Origin of the sequence: Methanomassiliicoccus luminyensis B10, from assembly GCF_000308215.1 — an archaeon.
In the GTDB taxonomy this organism is placed as follows: domain Archaea; phylum Thermoplasmatota; class Thermoplasmata; order Methanomassiliicoccales; family Methanomassiliicoccaceae; genus Methanomassiliicoccus; species Methanomassiliicoccus luminyensis.
In genome coordinates this window covers 123086-146706 of the sequence record NZ_CAJE01000004.1, presented here as the reverse complement: position 1 = coordinate 146706, position 23621 = coordinate 123086, and the positions used below count along the sequence as shown (strand labels likewise).

Below are 23621 nucleotides of genomic sequence, written 5' to 3'. Positions count from 1 at the left end.
GGACTTCGCGTATGAAGTCGTCGTCATCCGCGATCAGGATCAGGGGTCGCATCCATGGTAGATTGGGAAGATTTTGGCTTAAACATTGCTAGATAGCCTGTCCAGCGCCGTCTGGACGTGCCCATCGCCCCTGTGCACCACCGCCTTAGGCCAGGTCCGCAATTGTGTTATATATCCCCGGCTCCCACGAGACAAACATTGCGGCGTGGGCGGGCGATCGGGGTCGCCTCACGTGGGGCCGCGGTTGGAAGGGGGATCACAATGGCAGAGAGGACCGCAGACGTCATCAGGGACCGGGACAAGGAGGAGCTCCGCCTGCTCTGGATGACGTTCATGCTATCCTCCGACATCATACTGGTCCATGAGCTGGATGGACAGATAATCGACTCGAACCCCACAGCCCAGGAGAGCCTTGGCTACAGCGCGGAGGAACTGGAGACCATGAGGATCAAGGACTTCGCTCTGATCGCCCCTTCGGAGTGGGAACACCGGAGAAAGTTCTTGGAGGAGGGAGGCGTGCTGAAGCACCGGACCGTCGACCGCCGCAAGGACGGCTCCACTTTCGAAGTGGAGGTGACCTCCAGGAAAGTGGAGGTAGGCGGGAGGAGCGTTGTCGTGGGGGTGGGGAGGGACATCACCGGCGAGCGTCTGGCAGAGATGATGAACCAGTCCCTGAACAGCATCGGCGCTGCCCTCAGCTCCTCCCTGGACCACGAAGGCATCCTCAAACTGGTCATCTCCACCGCTCGGAAGGCCATGGGAGCGGACGCCGCCGTGATCTACACGACGGGTGATGGGGGGTGGGTGCCGCGCTACGCTGACGGCCTTCCCCCGGAGCCTGAGAAGAAGGCATACGGCAAGAGCGAGATGAGAATATTCGAGATGGTGGAGAGGAAAGGCTCGGCAGTGGTGATCAATGATGTACTAAGCGACCCGCGCATTGACGCCAAGGCCGTCAAGCGCCGCTCCCTGCGCTCCATGATCGTCGCGCCTCTCAGGGCCAGAGGGCAGCTGGTTGGCATGATGTCCTTTGAGTGCCACCACCGCCAGGGGTCGTTCAACGACGCCCACATCGACTTCGCCAACACGCTCTCGAACTCGATATCCCTGTTCCTGGAGAACATCCAGCTCAGCGAGGAGGAGCGGGAGGCGTCGGGACACTTGAGGGACCTCATGGACATCGTGCCGGACGGCATACTTATCCTTGATAAGGAGGGGAAGTTCACCTATGCCAATGCCGAAGCTGAGCACATCTTGAGGATGCGGCGGGAGGACATCAGCACAAGGGGGTACGAGGACCCGGCCTGGGAATGGTGCATGCTGGAGGGCCAGGACAGGGAGACGCCTTTCGCCCTGCTGAAAAAACATAATTCTACCTACCGTGACCAGGAGTTCATGGTGCGGCTACCCGACGGTGAGAGCGTGGTCCTGTCGATAAGCATGTCCCCCACCATGAGCCCCCGCGGCGAGTTCGACGGGGCCATATGCTCCATCACCGATGTCACCCAGAGGAAGCGGGCGGAGAGCGCCCTGATGAGGCGGACCCACCAGCTGGAGGTGCTCTCCAAGGTGAGCGTGGAAATCAACTCCGAGCTCCGAACGGCCATGGTGATGCGGAAGCTGGTGGCGGCGGCCATGGAGCTGACCGAGGCCACCGCGGGCGTGTACGGGAGGTATGAGGACGGGGAGATCAGGTACACCGAGTACGCCGAGGGCGAGGATCACCTGCCCCTTGGCCTCACCTTTCCCCCGGGCCAGGGGGTGCCAGGCCTGGTCCTGGAGACCCATCGCCCCTACATGACCAATGACGCCGTCAACGATCCCCACGTCATCCCGGAGGTCCGGGAGAGGCTGGGGGTGGTCAACCTCGTCGGTGTGCCCATCATCGACAGCGGCGGGGAGCTCCTGGGTACCCTGAGCGTTCATAACAAGGCCAAGGGTAAAAAGTTCGAGGAGGAGGATGTCATGATCCTGCAAGGCCTAGCGGCGACCGCCGCGGTGGCCCTGGATAATGCCCGGATCATGGAGCAGAGGGATGGCTTCGAGAAGGAGCTGCAGAGGCAGAAGAGGGACTATCAGACAGTGTTCAATTCGGTCCCCGCTCTCATCGCCATCAAGGACACCGACAGCAGGATCGTCGACGCCAACCCCGCATTCATCCGCGCCTTCGGCCTCGATCCCGACGACAGGGAGGGTTGGCAGACCCACGCCACTCCAGAGGAGAGGGGGAGCTTTCGCCGGGACGACCTCGAGGTCATCGCCACCAAGCAGGCGAAGTATGGGATAATCGAACAGGGCACCGACGGCCGCGGGAACATATGCTGGTTCAGGACCGACAAGCTCCCCTATATGGATAGCGCGGGCGATGTCGTTGGAGTGATACTGTTCTCCCTGGACATCACCGAGTCCAAGAAGGCCCAGGAGGAGCTGGTCCTGGAGAAGGATTTCATGGCCAGGCTGATGGAGACGACCCCCGCGGGAATAACGGTGTTATACCGGAACGGACAGATCGTCTTCGCCAATCAGGTGGCCGAGCGCATCCTCGGCCTGAGCAAGGGAGGATTGCTGACAAGAACGTACAACGACCCTCAATGGAAGATCACTGACTACTCGGGAAACCCTTTCCCTGACGAAGCGCTGCCGTTCCGCAGGGTGATGGACTCGGGCCAGCCGGTATTCGGGGTCCGGCACGCCATCGTCCATCCGGACGGAAGGCGGGTGCTCCTGCTCATCAACGCCGCCCCGTTGAACGAGGAGGGGGACCTCAGCGGCGTGATAGTCTCCCTAATGGACGTCACCGAGGCGGTGATGGCGGAGGAGGCCTTGCAGGAGTCGCTGAACACCTCCGACGACATCGTGCGGCAGATGCCGTCGGGCATCCTCATCTTCCAGTACGAGGGGGCGGACCGCATCTACCTGGTCAGCGCGAACCCCACCGCGCAGATGCTGGTGGGGGGCCTGGAAGGGGCCAGGGACATGGAGTACTGCCAGATATGGGAGGGGAACGATTTCCTGGCCACCAAGGACGAGCTTCTGGAGGTCGCCAAGACCGGGAACACCCTGTGGAAGGAGAACGTGCATTATATGGGAGGGCCGGCGGAGGGAGCGTTCAATCTGCGGGCGTTCTCGCTGCCCAGCCACCGCATATGCCTGAACTTCGACGACGTGACCCAGAGGCTGGTGGAGGCGGACCTGCGGCGGAAGGCCTATTCGCAGATAGAGAAGAACATCGAGCACTTCGCCACCTTGGTGGACAGGATCCGGAACCCCCTGTCGGCCATCATAGCTCAGGCGGAGGACCTGGGTCCGGACGCCTCTCGAGGGATCCTCCAGCGCACCGAGGACATCGAGAGGATCATCAAGGAGCTGGACCAGGGGTGGATCCAGTCGGAGAAGGTCCGCTCGTTCCTGAAGCGGAACATTTAGCCCAGCAGCTCCCGGGCCGCGTCCTCCGCCTCGGAGAGCACCTTCTCCTCATCCATGGTCCTGACCGCGCGGTCCTGCATGACCACGTTCCCGTCGCACAGCACCGTCTTTACGTTGAGGCCGTACGATGAATACACGATATTGGAGACCAGGCTGCCCATGCGCATCGGGCGGAGGTTGGCCGCTTTCCCGTCGAGGATGACCAGGTCGGCCTTCTTGCCCACTTCTATCGAACCGATCATCGATTCCATCTTCACCGCCCTGGCCGCATCCACGGTGGCGAGGTCCAGGACCTTCTGGGCCGGGAGCACGGTTGGGTCCCAGCGGCTGGCCTTCTGCAGCAGCGACAGGGTCTTCATCTCCCCGAACATGTCCAGGGAATTGTTGGTCGTGGAGCCGTCGGTGCCGACGGATACCGTGACATTGTTCTGGAACATCTCCGGGATCGGAGCGACCCCGCCGGTAGCGAGCTTCATGTTGGACACCGGGCAGCTCGACACCTTGGTGCCGGTCCTGGAGAGGTGGCGGACCTCGTTGATGGTCAGCCATGCAGAGTGCGCAGCCACGCAATGATCGTTCAGGAAGCCGATGGAGGCGAGGTAGTCGCCCGGCCGGCTGCCCTCCTTGCGCTTGCAGTCGGAGACCTCCTTCCTCGTCTCCGACAGGTGGAAGGTCTGCAACAGGTTGTTCTCCAGGGCATACTCCTTGGCCCCCAGGAAGGTCTCGGTGGAGCACACGTACACACCCTGCAACCCGACCGCGGGGTATACGCGGGGACGGTCCTTGAACTGGCGGTGGAACCGCTTGCAGTTGTCCAGCGGATTGCCCTTCTGAGTGGTGAACTGCTCGTCCAGAACTGCCCATCCCAGAATGCCGCGTATGCCCGATTTCTCGACCGCCCCGGCGATGACATCCTCGGAGTAGTACAGGTCCAGGAATGTGGTGGTGCCGGAGCGTATCATCTCCAGGCAGCCCTGCGCCGCGCCGGCGGCAATGTCCCGGTCGGTCCTCTTGGCGTCGGCAGCGAAGGTGGTGTCGAGGAACTGGGGGAAGGGCATGTCGTCGGCGATCCCCTTCATGACGGACATGGCGACATGGGTGTGAGTGTTGATGAGGCCGGGGATGACCACGTCACCGGACGCGTCGATCACGGCGTCGGAGCCTTCCTTCACCTCGCCCACCTTGGCGATGGTGCCGTCCTCGATCAGTATGTCGCCCTTGACAATGTCGCGGGAAGCGTTCTGGGTGACCAAATAGGCGTCCTTGATGAGCGTGCGCATCGGAATCTCTGGTGTATATAATTCAGGCCGTATTTACATCTTATACGTATGTCATGGAACGGGGACGCCGACCATTTTCATGTTATCGGTACGTGCTGGATGCCCCCAATGGGATCAGTATTATGCCCCATCGTCCATAACCGGTTTAAACCCCGCATTATCGAGCAGGGGGCGAGCAATGAGGAGCAACTAGGCTGCATTGACATTCTCAGAAGGCCCCAGCATGAACGATGCCGATATTGGGATCCCGCGCGAGGGGAGTGCGATCATATTCTGTAGGATTGATCGGTTTCTGATTTCTTGTAGCATTGGGGCAAAAGAGTACATAGAGGAGGTCATTACTGTAGACCGGGGCTGTTGAGGCGTTCGATTGACCAGCGTTACTTTCCTGGGGACGGGCGGGGGCCGGTTCGCCACCATTTATCAGGTCCGGGCCACCGGGGGTTTGTACATCAATGATGGAGTGCGCCTGCATCTCGACCCCGGGCCATCGGCGCTCATGAACATGCGGCGATTGGCCCTGGACCCTGCCAAGACCAACGCCGTCCTTATCTCCCACTGTCATCCCGACCACTATGCCGACGCGGAGATGCTGGTGGAGGGCATGACCAAGGGCGGGTTCAAGCACACCGGGACGCTGGTGGGCAGCAGGAGCGCAATGGAGGGGACCGACGGGTTCAGCCCCGCGGTGTCGGCATACCACCAGTCCATCGTGGGCAGGGCCATCGTGGCGGAGGCGAACAGTACCTTCACCGTCGGGGACATGAGGATCGATGCCACGCCGACCTCGCACGGCGATCCTACCGGGGTAGGGTTCCGTTTCCACTGCTCGGCCGGCAACATATCGTACGTCAGCGATACTGAGCTGGGGCCCGGGATCGCGGAGGCCCACAGGGGATCGAGGGTGCTTATCCTGAACGTCACCAGGCCCCTCAACTCACGGGTACCGAAGCATCTCTGCACCGAGGAGGCCGCAACGCTGGCCAAAGAGGTCGGTCCAGAGGTGGTGGTCCTGACGCATTTCGGCATGAAGCTGGTGCATGACGGCGTCAACAAGCAGGCCCGGTACATCGAGCGGTCCTCGGGAGCCAAGGTCATAGCGGCAGAGGACCTCATGACCGTCCAGGTAGGCAAGACCGTTCGCGCCACCAGGTCAAGGGGCCAGGAGCTGGTGGAGGGCGGCAGGGAGCGCTTAGACCTCGACAAGTAGCGCCCCGGGAAGCGTGCCTCCATATGATCGAACGTCCAGACCTATTCTCCGGATGAAAGGGGCGAACGGAAAGGCGGCCCAGTTTCACCCGCGCATAAATTAAAAATAATCGCTTGCCGATGGTTAGGTAATGATCATTTGCCAGCTAGCGGGCTTTTTGGGAAGCGGTAAGACCACCCTCCTCGTGCGCTTAGGCACCGAGCTCAGCCAGGCGGGGAAGAAGGTCGCCATCATCGTCAATGAGGTGGGCGAGATAGGTGTCGACGGGGCGGTCATCGACTCCTTTGGCCTGAAGACCGTGGAGATAACCGAGGGGTGCATCTGCTGTTCCTTGTCGGGCAGCCTGCAGAACACCCTGCGCGAGATAAGCTCCAAGTTCGATCCAGATGTCATAATCATAGAGCCTACCGGCATCGCGCTGGCATCCAAGATCAACGATTTCGTCAGGAGGGCCATGGTCGGCGAGGAGCACATGTATACCATATGCCTCATCGACGCCTACCGGGCCATCGAGCTGTTCAACGAGGCCGAGCTGTTCCTCAGCCGCCAGATCATCGGCGCCAATATAGTGGCGGTCAACAAGATCGACATCGTGGATGAGGCTACCAAGACCCAGGTGACGGACATAGTCAACAGGGTCGCCCCCGGTTCCAAGATAGCCTATGTGTCCGCGAAGACCGGCCAGGGACTGGAACCTCTGGTCGCTCTGCTGGAGGGAAGGGCATGAACGAGGAGAACTCCAAGGAGATGGCCGACGCCGGCTCCTTCGGAATGAAATTCCGCTTCCATGCCCACGGCAGCATGGATGTGGATAGGTTCATCGGCCTGGTGGAGGGCACCCTCACCGAGGTAGGGAAGAGGGTCGTGGGGAAGAGGCGCGCGCTGATCGGGCACGTCAAGGCGTTCATCACCACCGAGCACGGCACCCTCAAGGTCAACCTCATAGACATGAAGCTGGGGCCGGAGACCGTTAATCGCATCACCTCTCCCACCGTGCATGAGGGGGAGATGAAGTTCATGGCCGCGCTGGTCGGCATCTCCGATCATGATCTCGAGGAGATCATGGAGGCCAGCCTGGAGGAGCTGGGGAAGAGCCTGCACTTGGAGATCGAAGAGCACGATCACGAGCATGTTCACGAGCTCCACGAGCACGGCTGCGATCATGATCACGAGCACGAACATTAGCGAGAGTGAGAAAATGGGCTATGGAATCTCGATAGATGTGGGGACCAGCGGCACCAGGATGCACGCTGTCGACCTGAGCGACAATAAGATTATATCGACCGCCATCACCGTCCGCCACCCCGTTCCGGGCGCGAACGTGATGGACCACCTGACCTTCTGCATAGAGGTGGACAGGGAGATCGCGCACAAGCTTCTCATCGACACCGCCAACAAGCTGATGAAGATGCTGGAGATCGACCTGAACAAGGTAGAGAGGGTCGCGATATGCGGCAACCCCATCCAGCTGTCGATGTTCCAGAACATGGAGATACGGGACCTCGCCTATGTGGGCGAGAACACTCTGAAGTCCAAGGGGGTGGAGCTGCAGAAAAGAGATGCCCGGCTCATCAGCGCGAAGGAGCTCGGCCTGGAGCTGCCGGAGGGGGTGATGGCCATGGTCCCGCCGGCCATCAAGCACGAGATCGGCGCCGACGCGCTGGCCATGATGTACCAGACCAAGCTCCTCGAGCAGGAAGGGAACGTCCTGGTCACGGACTATGGGACCAACGCCGAAATGGCGCTTAAGGTCGGCGATGAGATCCTCACCGGCTCGGCGGCCGCCGGTCCGGCCATTGAGGGGCAGTCCATCAAGGCGGGCATGCTCGCCTCCCCCGGCGCCATCAGCGACGTCAACTCCGACGGGTACTGGAGATGCACCGTGCTCGATGATTCGATCAACACGCAGGAGGGGGATAAGGTAGAGCCGAACACCGGGAACGTGGTGGAGGAGGGACCGATGCACGGCAAGGCCCTGGGCGTCACCGGCACCGGGGTCATCGCCGCCATCGCCGTGGCCATGGAGTACGGCCTCATCAAGTGGCCCCACATCACCACCGTGGACAACATGCTGCATCTGCAGGACGGGATCACTCTCACCGAGCACGATGTCCTGGAGGCCGCCAAGACCTTCGGGGCCATGAGGGCCGGCCACTTCACCCTGCTGCAACACGCTGGCCTCAAGATAGAGGATCTCGACATCATGTACATGAGCGGCGCGTCCGGGACCTACGTCGATGCCCTAAAGGCGCAAAGGGTCGGGCTGCTCCCTCCCACGCCCAAGAAGATCTACCAGTTCGGCAACACCTCGCTGGCCATGGCGACGGACCTGGTTAAGGACCCCGAGCTGCTGGAGAAGCTGCAGAAGCTGGCGAACTCCATCAGGGCGAATCACATCATGTTCGCCACCGACCCCATCTTCGAGAAGGTGTTCGTTCAGGAGCTGGCGTACTGGCAGGAAGGTATGCCCATGGAGGTCTACAACATGATGCTGGAGATGGCGGAGATCCAGCCCCTGCCCGCCGAGATAAAGCCGGCCGAGGTCATCAGGGTGGTCAAGAGGGACATACCTGATCTGGGGTCGAAGGGGCTCAAGGTCCTGAGGGACATCGGGGTTCACATCAGCGGCTCCTTCGAGGGCTGCACTGGATGCGAAGCCTGCCTGAGAGAGTGTCCCGAGCGTGCCATCAAGGTCACCCAGGGCGGCAAGAGCGGCTTCCAGATTGAGGTAGCTTCAGACCTGTGCAATGGGACGGCATGCATGAGGTGCGAGCGCATCTGCCCGGAGAAGGTCTTCAAGTTCAAGGAGCTGCACAAGGGCCTGAAGGAGACCGCATAAGGGCGACGGAGCGCAGGCCCCGCGGGGCCCCCGCCCTCATTTTTTTCAACTCCTCAGAGCGAGATCTCCCGCCTATCTCGAAAGATCGGTCGATCCCGTGATGAAGGAGGAGATGATCGCTCCCGAGCTCACATCTCGTAGTTCTTGGGGCTGAACAGGGGGATGTCCTTGTAGGCCCTGAGGCACTGATCTACGAACCTGCCCTCCTCGTCCGGCAGCGCGCTCAGGTCGGTGATTATCTTCCTGAGCATGTCGCTCTCGTGCTTGGACAACTTGAGCATGCCGATCTTGTTCGATTCCTCGATGATCTTGGCGGCGGTCATGCCGGCGGCCTTGGACCTCAGGTAGATGTTGCTGCCATACTCCACGATGGCCTGGCCGATGCGGTAGGCGTTGTCGTAGGCGAGTATATGGGCCTCGGGGCAGCGGAACCGGTCGGTGGCCATGTACAGGTCGCGCAGGAGCTTGTCCTGCTTCAGCTGCTTGGCGGTGTTCATGAGCGCGCACTCGTAGCCGATCGAACCGAGCCAGCACTGGACGGACGAGCCGCCGAACTCGGGGTGGTACTCTACCGACTCGTTGGACCACAGGTCGCACACCTGGGCGATGAGGTTGCCCATCATGTCGGCGTGGGCGCACTGGGAGTTCTTCCCCTCCTGGGCGGTGGGCTTGCCGGCGATGGCCTTGACGATGGGGCCCTCGTAGCCGCAGTCCTTGTCCGGACCGGTGGCGCCGCACTCCCAGGCCACCAGCGTCCTCGCCGAGGCGATGGCGCGGGTCACAGCGGAGAAGGTCCTGGGGATATCCTTGTCCAGGTACCCGCCGGCCATGAACATGGAGGTGTTGGCCCCGGCGCAGTTGGTGTCGCCGCCCGCCTTGACCTTGCTCTTCTTGGCGATGTCGACGATCTGCGGCCACAGCCATTCCATATCGATGGAGCCGAGGTAGCCTATGCCGAACAGCCATCCGCGGATGTCCTGCCGCAGCACCGAATGGTCGGCCACCTCCTTCCCGCCCATGGACTCGATGGACAGCAGGTCGGCGCCGTTGGCGGCGGCGATCTCGATCGACTCGATGGTCTTCTCGGGATAGTTGTGCTTCTTGTCCATTCCAGGCCTCAAGCCCTCCTCGGCCAACCGGGGGTCCGCCAGGGTATGGCGGATGGACAGGGCGATGCCGTACTCGTCGTGGTACTTCTGCATCATCTCCTTCTGTCCGGCCACCACGGGCTTGGCGAACTTCTCCGGCTCGTTGACCATCTGGAATATGTGCTCGTTCTCCAGCTGCACCGCCGGGAACCCCAGGGTGATGGCGCGGTCGAGAATGTCCTTGGTGATGTAGTCCACATACTCCCGCCTCAGGGTCTCGGGGCTCTTCTCGGCGCCCGGCCGTGGGGCGAAGTTAATCTCCGGGACCACCACTCCCGCGCCGATGGTCTGCCCGAGCCCGTAGGACACGGGGAATCTCGCCTCCCCGAAGACCATGTCGTCCGGGGCGCTGTACTCCATCTTGGTGTATCTTCTGATCGCCATTCCCATGCCTCCTTACTTCGCCCCCGCGCCGCCGGTGATGGCGTCCCAGTTGTCCCTGAGCTTCCTCCAATCCCAGCCCTCCATGGCCTTGTTGGCCAGGGCGGGTCCCATTATGGCCTTGCTGGCGTAGACCCCCAAGGGGTACGATTCCACGTACGCTCTGTTCACCGCGCCGCCGGCGCAGACGAAGGGGATGTTGATGCCTTTCTCCTGCAACTTCTCCGCGACCCGGGGGAACGCGGACATGGTGGTGGTCATCAGGGCGGTGCCGGTGACCACGTTGGGCTTCTCCCTCTCCACCGTGTCGATGACGTCGACCACGGCGACGTCCCTTCCCATGTCCACCACGGCGTAGCCGTTGGACTTCAGCAGGACGGCAGCGATGTTCTTGCCGATGTCGTGGGGGTCGCCCTCGGCAACGTGCATGACGATCTTGCCCCTGCCCTCGCGGGCGCCGGTCATCTTGGACTCGCATATCTTTACGCCCTTATCCATGGCATCGGCGGCCACCATGACATGTGGCAGGTAGTAGATGCCACGCCCGTACAGCTCGCCGACGACGTCCATTCCTTTGATGAGACCCTGCTCTATGACCTCCTCGGGGCTGAATATCTTGAAGGCGGCGGTAACGTCCTCGCCTATGTTCTTGTAGCGCATGAACACAACGTCCTCCGCTATCTTCTTGAGAAGCGGGTCTTTCGGGACCATCCGTCCCGCCAGCTCTTCCGGGGTCTCCCTCGATTCCATCTGGATATCATAGCGCCTGAGGACCCGGTCGTAGTTTACACTCTTCAGATCTATCATGTTCGCACCTCAGCCCCTGTCCTCCAACAGGGCGAAGAGCACCTGAGGAAATGCTCTCCAGCTGAAAGCTCCGTATGAAATATAAGTAAGTACTCTAAGATGGTAGCGATATCAGCGCCGCCCCGTGCTCGGAAAGCGTTCGCTTTCGGCCCGAACGATCTTGGCCATGGGTGCATGGACCACATCCGGCCCATATCGGCCCCGACGACTAACGTTCGTCAGATATGAAGGGCGTTTCGAAAATGGATGGTCTCGAGGCCCGAAAAATCGCATGCCTCGATCTCGGCCGCCTTCCGTGCATCCAAAGGTACCGCCCAGATATGAGCGCTCGGGCCGATGATTTCTCAGCATCGTCCGCAATGACCGCTATGATTTCCGATAATGTTGATATAACTGACTTTGGGTAGTTCGTTGCGGTGTCTGAGGTCGGTGGCTCAACTTTCCTCCTAAGCAAAGTTTTTCTGAATCCCCACCACACCGGCCTTAGGCACCGACCAGATATTTGCGGCGAGGCCTAGGTCCGGGGGGAAGCCTTTTGTTACCTTCTGCTCATGCCCACGCGATGCAGGTCGAACAAGAGGTCCTCGGGAAGGTCTCCCCTACCGCGGAGAGACGGGATGCGATACAGCGGACCGTCCGGAGCCTGCTCGAGACCGTCAGAAAGGAAGCCGATGCCCGCGATCTTGGCCTGGAGGTCATGCTGGTGGGCTCGGTGGCCAAGGACACCTACCTGAACGACCCGGACATCGACGTTTTCGTGCTGTTCCCCGAGCTGATATCCAGGAACAAGCTGGAGAAGACCGGCCTGGACATCGGGAGGAGGACCCTGACCAAGGTGGAGGAGAGATATGCCGAGCACCCATACATCCACGGAGAATGGGAAGGCCTGGAGGTCGACCTCGTCCCCTGCTATCATATAAAGGACCCCCAGTGCCTGCGCTCGGCGGTGGACCGGACGCCGTTCCATACGCGTTACGTGCAGTCGCACCTTGGGGAGGGGCAAAAGGGGGAGGTGAGGCTGCTGAAGCGCTTCGCCAAGGGAGTGGGGGTCTACGGCGCGGAGGCGCGGGTCCAGGGCTTCTCAGGCTACCTCCTGGAGATCCTGGTAATGAAGTACGGCTCCTTCCGGGCGGTGCTGGAGCACGCCTCCGAGTGGAAGAAGGGCGTCACCCTGGGCCTGGAGGAAGACCAGGGAAAGAGGTTCCAGGACCCCCTGGTGTTCTACGACCCGGTGGACAGGGGCCGCAATGTGGCGTCGGCGCTGTCGGCGAACAGCTTCGCCCTGTTCATCCATGCCGCCAGGGAATACCTCAAGGCGCCGTCGGAGCGCTTCTTCTTCCCCTCGCCGAGGGAGCCGCTCTCCGTGGAGGACATCAGGAAGGCCGTGGCCGAGAGGGGCACCGGGATGGTAGTGGTAGAGCTGGACCGGCCGGACCTCATCGACGATAACCTCTATCCCCAGGCGAGGAAGTCCCTGGACGGGCTGGCGGCCCTGCTGGCCAGCTACGACTTCACGGTGCTGGACAAGACGTTCCACATCGGCGACCGCATCAGGTTCGTGATCGAGCTGAGGTCGCTCACGCTCCCCCGGGCGGCGAGGCACAATGGCCCCCCGGCGTGGATAGACAACGCCTCCTCCTTCCTGGAGAAGTGGAAGGGCGCCGGACTGAGCGAGCCGTTCCTGGAGAACGGGCACTGGTCGGTGATGGTGAGGCGAGAGCATACCGGGCCCAAAAGCCTGATCGAGGCGAAGTTCTCCTCGGCGGGGCTGGGGAGCGATCTCAGGGACCTCAAGGGGTTGAGAGTGGAGACCGGCGAAATGGCGATCAGCGAGAGGAACCGCGCGGCCCTGTCGTTATTGCTGGATAAAAGGAAGAACTGGGAAGTTTGAGGTTTGGCCTTTCAGGCGGAGAAAGGCGGGTTCATGAGGAGGATCCACACGCCCAGCGAGAGCAGCATGTACAGCGCTATGTTCCCGAGCATGGAGTTCCTGTCGGAGTCCTCCTTCTTGGCGAACTGGAGGATGCGAAGCTTGGGCAGCCCCTTCATGACGACGTACGCCCCCACGATGTACACTAAGAAGCCAAGGATATTGCTGACCGCGGCCCCCGCCAGGAACGCCAGCGCGCCGAACACTATGGCCAGTCCGGCCGTGAGCATCATGGCCTTCGTTATCACGATATCCTTCTCGAGAAAGGCCTTCTCATCGAACTCTGGAGGCACCCATTCATAGGTGTCCTCCTTCTCGCCCTTTCTCCGCTTCTTAGCCATGGGGCTCCCTAAAGACAATCGGCTAATAAACTTTCTGGAAGACCATTGGGGAGCGGGGCCCGGCGGCGCGGGAGGGGCGCTCCGGGAGGTCGCTTTTCGGCCGGTCGCCGACATGCTGGCTAGCTAACTGTAGTGGGTACTTTCAATCACCCGGGAGGGCCCTTTTATAGTTATATGAGGTTCGTGAGAGGGAAGGTGCATAAATGCCCGGAAACAGCATAGAAGAGTTGCCTGGTGTTGGACCCGCAACTGCAGAGAAGCTGCGTGATGCCGGCTATGTCGACCTGATGGCGATCGCGGTAGAGTCCCCCAAAGTCCTCGCGGAAGTGGCGGAGATCGGGGAGAGCACCGCGGTGAAGATCATCTCGGCGGCAAAACAGGCCGCCGACGTCGGGGGGTTCGAGACGGGAGACCTGATACTTGAAAGAAGGAAGAACATCCACAAGCTCACCTCCTGCTCGAAGGCTTTCGATGAGCTCATGGGGGGAGGCTTGGAGACCCAGGCCATCGCCGAGTTCTTCGGCGAGTTCGGGAGCGGGAAGACCCAGATGTGCTTCCAGCTGGCCGTCAACGCCACCCGTCCGGTGGAGGACGGGGGCCTCGACGGGGACGTGTTCATAATCGATACCGAGAACACCTTCCGCCCGGAGAGGATAGTCCAGATGGCCACCGCGCTGGACCTGGACCCCGAGGCGGTCCTCAAGAGGATCCATGTGGCGAGGGCGTTCAACTCTCATCACCAGATGCTGCTGGTGGAGAAGGCCCAGGAGCTGGCGCATGAGATGAACGTCCGCCTGATGATCGTGGATTCCCTGACCGCCCACTTCCGTGCCGAGTATGTCGGCAGGGGCGCCCTGGCGGAGAGGCAGCAGAACCTGAACAAGCACATGCACGACCTGCTCAGGTTCGCCGACCTCAACAACGCGGTGATAGCGGTCACGAACCAGGTCTCGGCCAAGCCGGACGCCTTCTTCGGCGATCCCACCCGGCCCATCGGCGGCCACATCGTTGGCCATGCCGCCACCTACAGGCTGTACCTCAGGAAGAGCAAGGGAGGGAAGAGGATAGCAAGATTAATTGACTCCCCCAACCTACCCGAGGCCGAGGCGGTCATTACCGTTGGCGAGGATGGAGTCAGGGACTGAGAGCACCACTACGGCCGCGCCCTGCCCGGGAGGGAGGGCGTGAGCCATAAACCCTACTTTTTCGAACTTTCCGGAGAACATGCCAGCCTGCCTGAGGCCGAGGCCATGGCCTGCTGCCGCGCCGAGTGCGGGGCTTGTGACCTCGTCGCCGATGGTCCGGGGTTCATCGTCGCTTCGTTCGACGGCGAGCGGCTCGGGACCATAGGCTCCAGGATCGCGCTGACCCATCGCATCGGGGCGTACCTGGGCTCCTGCTCCCCGCAGGACGTTGATCCCTTCGCTTCCCGCCTGGAGCTGCCAGACGGCTCGGTGGCGGTCAGGGCCAAGAGGTACCGGGAGTACCTGCCGGAGGTGGACGTCGGCAAGCTCGGCTCTAGAGTGGGGGCGCTGGTGGCGAAAGGGCGGAAGGTCGATCTGGCCGACCCCGATGTCGAGCTCCGGGTGCTCCTCTCCGACCGCCTCCACTTCTTCATCTCCGAAAAGGTGGTGGACCGCCGCTCCTTCGAACTGCGCAAGGTGGCGGAGCGGCCGTTCTTCTCGCCCATCTCCCTCCACCCCAAGTACGCCCGCGCTCTTATCAACCTCACCGAGGTGAAGCGGGGAGAGCGGCTCCTGGACCCTTTCTGCGGGACCGGGGGGCTGCTCATCGAGGCCGCCTCCATGGGCGTCCGGGCGGTGGGCTCCGACATATCGGAAGAGATGGTGCAGGGGGCCAAGGAGAACATGGGGCACTTCGGCCTGCCATGGGAGACGGTGGAGAGGGCGGACATCGGGGACGTCCGGAGCATGTTCGGCGAGGTCGACGCTGTAGCCACCGATCCGCCCTACGGAAGATCCACCAGCACCAGGAAGGAACCCCTCGGGGACCTGTACCCTCGGGCGCTGCGCTCGATCTCGGGAGCGGTGAAGAGTGGCGGCAAAGCGGGGGTCGTTCTGCCCCGCCCCTGCCCCGTCCCGCCGGAAGAGCTGGAGCTGGAGGGAACGCATCTGCAGAGGGTGCACCGCTCGCTCACCAGGCACTATTGCCTGTTCAGGAAGAAATGACCTGGACCGTCAGCTCCTGTGACTCGATCAGGCCGCCCGAGGTCCCCACCAGCTTGATATTGTTCACGCCCTCCGGGGCGGCGTTCTCGACGTACACCCGCACCGTCACCGAGGCGCTGCCGCCATAGGGCAGGTTCAGCTCCAGTTCGTCGGTGGAAGCGTCCTGCGTTCCACCGGTCAGGTACAGATACCCCCTCATGTGGCCGGGGAGGTCCTCCAGCGACAGCTCGACCACGCTGTCGGTGTTGCCGGTGTTGTTCACCAGCATGGTGAAGTACGCATAGTCGTCAGCGCGAACGGCGGCGAGATTGCCCCCCGCCGCGTCCAGGGTGAAGGAGTGGTCCGGGGCGATGGTCATCAGAGGCTGCGGCACGAAGGTGAACAGCAGCACCGCCATGGAAACCGCGCCCACCGCCTTGGTCTTGCCGCTGATATTGGAGATGTCGTTCAGCGGGGAGGGGTGCCTCAGCCCCAGCAGCAGCACGATGAGGGCGAACATCAGCCACCCTCCGTAGAGGGCGGCGGCCAGCATGAGGGCGCCGAAGGTCACGTACCCGAGGTACTTGGCGTTCTCGCCCAGCAGGCCCCGGGCGATGTGCCCGCCGTCCAGCTGCCCTACCGGCAGGAGGTTGATGGCGGTGACCAGGAAGCCCACCCACGCGGCGAAGGCGGTGGGATGGAGGGCCATGCCTTCAGGTATGGGGATCAGAAGGAACAGTAGCTCGAACAGCGGCTGGATGGCCACGGCCATGGTGCCGTCGGTGATGGGGCCGGAAAGGGGGTGGCCGTTGGCCGTAAGGTATAGCCCCATCAGCGCCACGGGGATCGTTACCGCCAGCCCGCCCAGCGGCCCCGCCGCCCCAATGTCCACGAGGGCCTTCCGGTTCGGCATGGGGTCGCGCAGCGATATGAACGCCCCGAAGGTCCCGAACGGCGGGATCGAAGGTATGAAGAACGGCAGGGAGGCGTCCACCCCGTGCCTCTTGGCCGCCCAGTAGTGGCAATACTCATGGACGCCCAGGATGGCCATCAGAGGGATGGCGAAGAACAGCGCGCCGTACCCGACGTTTTCCAGGCTCAGCAGCGCCGCCGAGCCTTGGTAGTCGGACCACAGCATCATCCCCGCGAAGGTGGTGGTGATGAACGTGATGAGCAGCAGGACCTTGTTGGTCCAGGAGCTCCTGGTGCGGTACTGGGGGTTCCTGATGACCGCGATTGTATACTCCCCGCCGGAGTAGTGGATCACGGGAATGAAATGTACGGCCTTCAGCTCCTTGCGCAGCTTCTCGAAATCCGCTCCCAGGGCGTCCTTGTTCAACGGATCGACCATGAGGGTGACGGCCGAGTAGCCGACCTTGACCTCGTAGATCTTGAAATGTTTCTCTACCCGGGAGCGTACCAGCTCGACATCGGCCGCGACGTTGATGTCGCTGAACATCGACCTTCCCCAACCCTGCCCGCGCTTAAAAGTTTATGGATTCTAGAACCGGCGACCGTGGATCGAACGCGGCCTGCGAACCCCGATACACCATACCCCGATACATCATATAATGAAGGATCAGCATCGGACGGAAGGCGGCGTCTCCACGCTAAAAATTCGGGCACAAAACATTATTATCCCCATCGGGATGAAGCCCCATGAACAGGTACATCCAGCTATTCAGGGTCGGCAACTGCGTGATGGGGGTGGTGGGCCTGGTCCTGGGCACCCTCGTGGCAGTGGGCACCGGGATAGTGGACCACCTGCAGGCCGTGGCCCTGGCCTCCGCGGTGGTGTTCCTGTTCTTCATCGGAGGCAATTCCCTCAACGACTACCTGGACAGAGAAGTGGACAAGCTCGCCCATCCCGAGCGCCCCATACCGTCGGGCCGCATGCTGCCGAGGACCGCTCTGCGCATCTCCGCCGCCGCGTTCGCGCTGTCCATACTGGCGTCCCTGTTCCTGAACCCCCTCTCCATCGCGGTGGTGCTCACGGCCGTGATCATAATGCTGGCCTACGAGCTGAGGACCAAGAAGATGGGGCTTATCGGGAACATGTCCATCGCCTGGCTGACCGGCGCGCTGTTCCTGCTGGGAGGAGCGATAGTCGGAAGGATAGAATACACCGTGGCCATCGGGATCATGGCCTTCCTGGCGACCCTCGGGAGAGAGATCGTCAAGGACATCCAGGACATGGGCTCCGACTTCGACCGCAAGACCCTCCCGCAGAAGATCGGGGCGAAGAGAGCGGGAGTGGTGGCGAGCATAGCGTTCCTGGCGGCGGTGGCCCTATCGTTCCAGCCGTACCTGGCGGGCTTCTTCAACGAGGCTTATTTGGCAGTGGTTTTGTTAGCCGATGCAATATTTATATACTGCTCGTATGTTCATTTCCGAAACCCCAAGCAGGGCCAAAGATGGGCGAAATACGGCATGCTGGTCGCCCTCGTCGCGTTCTTGTTGGGAGGTTTGCTATGAAAGTTAGAGAGGCCCTTACGGAGAAGATGAAGAGAGGAACGCTCCATATGACCTTGATCGACCCGGCCAAGCAGGAGCCGGTCAAGGCGGGGGAGATCGCGGAGGTCGCCTCGAAGCTGGGGACCGACGCGATCATGGTAGGGGGCTCCACCGGGGTCACCCAGGAGAACCTGGACGACACCATCAAGGCGATCAAGGCCAGGTCCAGCGTGCCCGTGATATATTTCCCATCGTGCGCGAAGGCCATGTCTCCGTACGCCGACGCCATCTATTTCATGAGCATGATGAACTCCCGCACCGTGCAAATGGTGATGAGGGAGCAGATGAAAGGCGCACTGGTCGTGCGCAAGCTGGGCATCGAGCCCATCTCCATGGGCTACATCATCGTGGCCCCGGGGATGAAGGTAGGGGAGGTCGGGGAAGCCGAGGTCATCCCCCGCGACGACGCCAAGCTCGCCGCCGCCTATGCTCTGACCGCGGAATACCTGGGCATGCAGTCCGTATACCTGGAGGCGGGGAGCGGGGCGCCGCAGCCGGTGCCGGAGGACATGATCAGGGCGGTCCGCGAGACCATAACGATACCGCTCATCGTCGGCGGAGGGATCAGGGACGCCGAGACCGCCGCTAAGGTGAAGAACGCCGGGGCCGATGTCGTGGTCACCGGCACGGTGGTGGAGAACGGGCGCTTCTCCAAGCGCCTGGAAGAGATCATCCGCGCGGTGAAGTGCTGATCATATCATTTTCAGAAGCATCTCGTGAACGCGGCTGTCCCCTGATAGCTCGGGATGGAAGCTGAGGGCGAGCATATTGCCCTGGCGCGCCATCACGATCTTGTCTCCGTAGCTGGACAGGACCTTGCAGTCCCCCCACACCTTGCGGATGACGGGGCCGCGTATGAACACCCCTGGGAACGGGGCCTCGAGCCCCGCGATGTCCAGGGGTGCCTCGAAGCTCTCCCGCTGCCGGCCAAAGGCGTTGCGGTCGACCCCCATGTCCATGAGGCCCAGGAGCCTGGTGCCGGTCTTCTCGACCTCGGCGTCCCCTTCCTTGGCCAGGAGCACGCATCCCGCACAGGTGCCCATCATGGGCACGCCCTCCTCGGCCATGCGCACGATGCGGTCGTGCAGCTCGAAGCGGCGAAGGAGCTTGGAGATGGTGGTGCTCTCGCCGCCGGGGATCACCAGGCAAGAGACCTCTTCGAGATCGGAAGGACGGCGGACGCTGACGACCGCGCCCTTGACACCGAGGCCGGCCATAGCCTGCTGCAACGCCCTCACGTGCTCCGGTGCGGCTCCCTGGACCGATACCACTCCTGCTTTCATCCGGTCACCCCAGCAGCACCGCTGAGATGAACCTTTCGCACGTTCCTATTACGTTCCGCATAGTACTTGGTGGATTCAGGTGCGGGCGATGAGCTCGCCGACCTTCTTGGACAGCAGCTCGGCGGAGTACGGCTTGGCAATGGCCATGTCGAATCCGAAGCTGGCCGGATCGGCCATGGCGGGGTCGGTCAGGAAGCCGCCGGAGACCGCCAGCTTGAGCCCGGGGTTCTCCTCCTGCATGGTCCGGGCCGCCTCCCTGCCGCCCATTCCCGACGTCACTGCCAGGTCCAGGATGGCCAGGTCGAAGGGCTGGCCGCCCTCACGGGCATCCCGGCACACCGCCAGGGCCTCGCGCCCGTCGCGGGCCACCTCCACGTTGTACCCAAGGTAGGTCAAGAGATCCCCGATGGCTTCCAGCACGCTCTCGTCGTCGTCCATCAGGAGTATCTTTCCCTTGCCGCGCACCAGGTCCGGCGCGGCGGTGTCGGGTCCGGCCGGTTCGGCGGGCTGGGAGGTCATCAGGCGGGAGGCCAGGTTCCTGGCCGCCACCGACGCGCTCTCGATCTGCTTGAGCTTGTTATACATCCTGCCCTCGGGGATGACGTACTCCTTGGCCAGGGACACGCTTCCCAGTATGACCGTGAGGGTGTCGTTGAGGTCGTTGGCGATGATCTCCTGATGCTCGTCCGCAAGAGGCATGGGCCCGGCGGCAGCCTTGGCCTCCTCGCTCTCCCTCTCATTCTCCAGGAGAGCCCGTTCGGCCAGCATCTGCTCGGTGCGGTCCTCGATAAGCGACATGATGTACCGGGGGGAGCCGCGCTCGTCGCGCACCACCGACATGGAGATAGATACCTGCACCACGGTGCCCAGCCTCCGGTGGAACCTCGCCAGGAGGGTGCCCGAGCGCGCCCGTCCGCTCACCAGCTGATCATACATCCCGGCGATGAATATCATGTCGTCGCGGTGGGTGTAGCTGTGATAGGTGGAGCCTGTGATCTCCTCGGGGGAGCGGTCCAGGAGCTCGAAGAACTTACCGTTGGCCTCCACGACCTTTCCCTCCAGGTCGGTGCGGACCACCGCAACCCCGGCCTGGTCGAAGATGGCCCGGAAGCGGCCGTTGCTCTCGTCAAGGGCCTCGCGGTCCCTGGCCAGCTCGGCGGCCTTGGCGTACATGGACGCCTTGGCGGCGCGGATCTCCGTCTCGATCTCCTCGAGCTTGGTACTGAGAGCGGCGATCGACGCGCCCTTGCCCGCATTCGCTTCCTGGGCCTCGGCCAGCTGGGCGCGAAGGTCCGTAAGCTCGGCTTCCGCCGCCCGCAGTTCCGTCCTGAGGCCGTCGGCCTCCTTCGCCCGATCCCCGGCCTCGGAGGCGCTCTTCTCCGCCACGGCCTTGCGGGTGATCAGCTCGGACTCCCTGAACGCCGCGGCGGCCTGCAGGTTGGTTATTAGCGACTCGCGCTCATTGAGCTCGGCGGAATACTTCGCCACGGTCTCCTTCATAGAGCCGATGAGATCGCCCTCCTCGCGGACCAGCTGGACCAGCCGCCCCCTCTCCCCCTCCAGGGACGCCTGGGCTTCCTGGACCTCCTGCAGTTCAGCAGTACGGGCGGCCAGGTCGGCCTTGGTGCCCTCTGCCAGCGCGACCGCGGCGGACAGCTCCGCATGGGTCCTGCCCAGTTCCCCTTCCAGCTCCGCGATGCGCGCGTTGGCCTGGGACAGCGCTTCCTCCCTTTCAGACAGGTCCGTCCGAGCGCCCCGTAGCTCGCCGATGCGGGCCTCCAGCTCGGCGGTCCGCGACGTCAGCTCCGTCCGGATGCTCTCGACGGCAGCGAGGGCGGCGGACAGATCGGTGCTGGCCTTGGTGATATCGACGTCCAGTACCCCGATCCGGGCATAGGTCGCGGAAAGCTCCTCATCCCTCTGAGAGAGGATCTCCCGGACCTCCTGCAGTTCCCCGATGCGGGCCTCCAGCTCGCTCCTGGTGCCCTCCACGGCGGCCTGCGCGGATGCCAGCTCGCCCCGGAGGCTGGCCATCTCGGCGTTCCCCTGGTCGAGCCGCTCCTGCACCGCGGCGAGCGATTCCTCCTTCTGAGCTATGATTGTCCGCGCGATCCCCAGCTCGGATTCCATATGCTCCGCCTGCTGCCGTAGCTGGATGATGTCGGCCTGCTTCTGCGCCACTGCGTCCTGGGTGCCGGCGAGGGCCTCGCGGACCGTGCCAAGCTCGGCGTCCTTGGCCTGCAGGGCCTCCTGCATAGCTGCCGCGGCCCCGTCCTTCTCGCTGAGGGAGGCGTCCTTCTCCGCGATGGCCCTGCGGGCAGCGCTAAGCTCCTCATCTCGTTCCGTCAGAGAGGAGTTGAGCCGCTCGACGTCGCCCTTTGCCTGCGACAGCTCATGCTGGCTTGTCGCCAGGGCCTCGTTGAGAGATACCAGCGCGGCGTCCCTCTCCTCCATGGCGGCCCTGAGCTGGGCCTGGTCGGTCTCGAGCAGACAGATCCTCCGGCCCCTGGCCTCCGCTTCGGACTCTGATATCTCGGCCCGCTTGCGGTGCTCGTCAATAGCCTGCTTGGCCGCCTTCCGCCCGGTGATGTCGCGGTCCATTCCGCGGTACCCGGAGAACTCGCCGTTCCGGTCGAACAGGGGGTTCCCGCTCATCTCCAGGAACACGGTGTGGCCATCTTTGTGCCTGACCTCCTTCTCCAAGGCGGTTATCGGCGCGTGGTCCTCGACCGCTTTGGCCAGAGCATCGGAGACGCGTTCCGCATCCCCCGGCGATACCATGTCCAGGATGTTCTTGCCCAGGACCTCCTCGGGCCGCAGCCCCAGGATGTCCTTGACCCTCGGGGAGGAATACACGTACGCGCCGTCCTTCCCGATCTCCCATACCCAGTCCGAGGTCCTCTCCGCGAACTCGGCGAACCGGCGGCGCGATTCGTCGAGCGCTGCCTCCAGCTTTTTCTTGGTGGCCGCCTCGTTCTCCAGGCGCTTCTTGGTCTGCTCCATCTCCAGCTGGCGGTCCTTTAGGTCCGCCTCCCACGAGGAGGAGCGTCTGATGCTGTCCAGGACTCGGTCCAGCTCCGCTCCCGCATATCCGCCCTTGAGGAGGACCTCGGCGGGAATGCAGAGGTGGTTCTTGCACACGGAGCCGTGGGACGCTACCTTGGGATGCGCCTTCACCGCCGTCAGGAGCGCTTCCGGAGGGAAGGCCCTGCGGTCGTACTGGCATATGGCCCGCACGCTGATGCCGGGGTCCAGCGAGTTTAGCTTGGCCTCGTATTCGGCCCACCTCTCCACCCCGGGGAGGTTCTCCAGCGCCCACGACATGTCCGAGATGATGCGCATGGCGGTGAACCCATAGTCCTTTGCCAGATCGGCGATGTTCCCCACCACGCGGAGGGTCCAGTCGGGGTCGAACCGTCCCATCTTGAAGTAGACCTCGCTCTTGTTGGCGAGGATCAAGGAACCGTTGCTCACGGCCTTGTCCACGTCGACGTGCTCCGCCTTGAGGGCCTCGACCACGACCTGGTCCTTCCCGTCGTTGGAGATATACAGGCACAGCTCGCCCTTCTCCAGCCCCACCCGTATCAGCTGGGTAAGAGCCGACAGCTCTTCCTCGGCCGTCTCGTAGATGAGCGCGATATGATCTTCGGACACGCTCTGCTCGGCCTCCGGACCGAGCGCCGGTTGGTCACTGACGGAATCGACCATGATGAACCTTCCTCGCCCCCGGCCCCGGCCGGGGAAACCCTCCAGTTAGGGGTGCTCCACCCATACTGGCGTATTGAGAGATAAATTCTCGCTACGATAATAATGGTTCTCAGATTACACGTTGCCAAAAAGCTAGAACTTGGCGGGCCTCGCGGGCGGGGAAGTCATCCGCCCATCCATTCCCGCCCCGTTTCCGTCAGGACGTAGATGCGCCATTTCCTGAGCGGGTAGGACTCGATCAGTCCCGCCTGCTCCAGTACGCTGAGGTGATAAGAGAGCTTGGAGTCGGTGAGCCTGGTGACCTCTTTCAGCACGCAGGGGCATAGGTCGCACCGCGATAGGGAGTGCAGGATGCGCAGCCGCGTGGGGTCGGCGAGGGCCCGATGCATACCTGCCTCCATCTTCAGTCGGTCCGGCGGGGGGATGCTTTCCAGCACACTCTCCAGGCCCCCGGCGCTCTCAAGGCGCACCTCCAGCTCTCCGGGCAGCCGGGGCTTGCCGTTCACAACGCAGCACACCTCGCCATCCGCCTCGGCCTCCTTCTTGCGAGAACTGTTCGTCATGGTCCTCTCGTGGTATGTCGTCG

Annotated in this window: 19 protein-coding genes; 11 read left to right on the top strand and 8 right to left on the bottom strand. The window is 62.6% G+C overall.

The features are described from left to right. Positions 1-261 precede the first annotated feature (261 nt). On the top strand, positions 262-3426 hold the full coding sequence (locus WYS_RS01370) for a PAS domain S-box protein (protein ID WP_019176366.1): 3165 nt from the start codon (positions 262-264) through the stop codon (positions 3424-3426). On the opposite strand, the gene WYS_RS01365 is transcribed toward WYS_RS01370, so the two are convergent. Next, positions 3423-4706 (bottom strand): amidohydrolase family protein, encoded by a 1284-nt coding sequence (locus WYS_RS01365; RefSeq protein WP_019176365.1) that lies wholly within the window; start codon positions 4704-4706, stop codon positions 3423-3425. The genes WYS_RS01370 and WYS_RS01365 overlap by 4 nt on opposite strands. A 223-nt stretch (positions 4707-4929) precedes the next feature. Between WYS_RS01365 and WYS_RS15840 the strand changes: the two genes are divergently transcribed. From WYS_RS15840 to WYS_RS01345, 5 genes are all read left to right on the top strand, one after another. Beyond that, positions 4930-5067, top strand: coding sequence for a hypothetical protein (locus WYS_RS15840; RefSeq protein ID WP_155897723.1), 138 nt, complete (start codon positions 4930-4932; stop codon positions 5065-5067). A 9-nt stretch (positions 5068-5076) separates the two neighbouring features. Beyond that, positions 5077-5916: an MBL fold metallo-hydrolase gene (locus WYS_RS01360; RefSeq protein WP_019176364.1), complete on the top strand. Its 840-nt coding sequence runs from the start codon at positions 5077-5079 to the stop codon at positions 5914-5916. 130 nt (positions 5917-6046) lie between these two features. Then, positions 6047-6643, top strand: coding sequence for a GTP-binding protein (locus WYS_RS01355; RefSeq protein WP_026068688.1), 597 nt, complete (start codon positions 6047-6049; stop codon positions 6641-6643). After that, positions 6640-7101, top strand: a complete 462-nt coding sequence (locus WYS_RS01350; RefSeq protein ID WP_019176362.1) for a hypothetical protein — start codon at positions 6640-6642, stop codon at positions 7099-7101. Before WYS_RS01355 ends, WYS_RS01350 begins: the two co-directional genes overlap by 4 nt. Positions 7102-7114: 13 nt before the next feature. Continuing rightward, positions 7115-8755, top strand: coding sequence for a methylamine methyltransferase corrinoid protein reductive activase (locus WYS_RS01345; protein ID WP_019176361.1), 1641 nt, complete (start codon positions 7115-7117; stop codon positions 8753-8755). 128 nt (positions 8756-8883) lie between these two features. Here the strand turns inward: WYS_RS01345 and mtaB are convergent, their stop codons facing one another. Together mtaB and WYS_RS01335 are read right to left on the bottom strand one after the other, a co-directional pair. Continuing rightward, complete coding sequence (gene mtaB / locus WYS_RS01340) at positions 8884-10287, bottom strand: methanol--corrinoid protein co-methyltransferase MtaB (protein ID WP_026068687.1); 1404 nt, start codon at positions 10285-10287, stop codon at positions 8884-8886. Positions 10288-10299: 12 nt separating this feature from the next. Then, a complete protein-coding gene (locus tag WYS_RS01335) occupies positions 10300-11091 on the bottom strand; it encodes a B12-binding domain-containing protein (RefSeq protein ID WP_019176359.1) in 792 nt (263 codons plus the stop codon). Positions 11092-11653: 562 nt separating this feature from the next. Here WYS_RS01335 and cca point away from each other — a divergent pair. Beyond that, complete coding sequence (gene cca / locus WYS_RS01325; protein ID WP_019176357.1) at positions 11654-12982, top strand: CCA tRNA nucleotidyltransferase; 1329 nt, start codon at positions 11654-11656, stop codon at positions 12980-12982. A gap of 11 nt (positions 12983-12993) precedes the next feature. Here cca and WYS_RS01320 read toward each other — a convergent pair whose 3' ends face one another. Beyond that, a complete protein-coding gene (locus WYS_RS01320; RefSeq protein ID WP_019176356.1) occupies positions 12994-13362 on the bottom strand; it encodes a hypothetical protein in 369 nt (122 codons plus the stop codon). 203 nt (positions 13363-13565) lie between these two features. Here WYS_RS01320 and radA point away from each other — a divergent pair, with 203 nt between their 5' ends. Continuing rightward, on the top strand, positions 13566-14507 hold the full coding sequence (radA, locus tag WYS_RS01310) for a DNA repair and recombination protein RadA (RefSeq protein ID WP_026068686.1): 942 nt from the start codon (positions 13566-13568) through the stop codon (positions 14505-14507). A 39-nt stretch (positions 14508-14546) separates the two neighbouring features. Further along, on the top strand, positions 14547-15551 hold the full coding sequence (locus tag WYS_RS01305) for an RsmD family RNA methyltransferase (protein WP_147654527.1): 1005 nt from the start codon (positions 14547-14549) through the stop codon (positions 15549-15551). Here WYS_RS01305 and WYS_RS13910 read toward each other — a convergent pair. Next, the gene (locus WYS_RS13910; protein ID WP_019176353.1) at positions 15538-16989 is read right to left on the bottom strand and encodes a site-2 protease family protein; all 1452 of its coding nucleotides are present in this window, start codon (positions 16987-16989) and stop codon (positions 15538-15540) included. The two genes, WYS_RS01305 and WYS_RS13910, sit on opposite strands and share 14 nt — an antisense overlap. A gap of 200 nt (positions 16990-17189) precedes the next feature. On the opposite strand from WYS_RS13910, the gene WYS_RS01295 reads away from it, so the two are divergent. Together WYS_RS01295 and WYS_RS01290 are read left to right on the top strand one after the other, a co-directional pair. Next, the gene (locus WYS_RS01295; protein ID WP_019176352.1) at positions 17190-18005 is read left to right on the top strand and encodes a UbiA family prenyltransferase; all 816 of its coding nucleotides are present in this window, start codon (positions 17190-17192) and stop codon (positions 18003-18005) included. After that, complete coding sequence (locus WYS_RS01290) at positions 18002-18736, top strand: geranylgeranylglyceryl/heptaprenylglyceryl phosphate synthase (RefSeq protein WP_026068683.1); 735 nt, start codon at positions 18002-18004, stop codon at positions 18734-18736. Before WYS_RS01295 ends, WYS_RS01290 begins: the two co-directional genes overlap by 4 nt. On the opposite strand, the gene pdxT is transcribed toward WYS_RS01290, so the two are convergent. The 3 genes from pdxT to WYS_RS13905 form a co-directional block, all read right to left on the bottom strand. Beyond that, a complete protein-coding gene (gene pdxT, locus WYS_RS01285) occupies positions 18737-19327 on the bottom strand; it encodes a pyridoxal 5'-phosphate synthase glutaminase subunit PdxT (protein WP_019176350.1) in 591 nt (196 codons plus the stop codon). Positions 19328-19402: 75 nt separating this feature from the next. Continuing rightward, positions 19403-23035, bottom strand: a complete 3633-nt coding sequence (locus WYS_RS01280) for an MEDS domain-containing protein (protein ID WP_019176349.1) — start codon at positions 23033-23035, stop codon at positions 19403-19405. A 164-nt stretch (positions 23036-23199) separates the two neighbouring features. Further along, the gene (locus tag WYS_RS13905; RefSeq protein WP_019176348.1) at positions 23200-23598 is read right to left on the bottom strand and encodes an ArsR/SmtB family transcription factor; all 399 of its coding nucleotides are present in this window, start codon (positions 23596-23598) and stop codon (positions 23200-23202) included. Positions 23599-23621 lie beyond the last annotated feature (23 nt).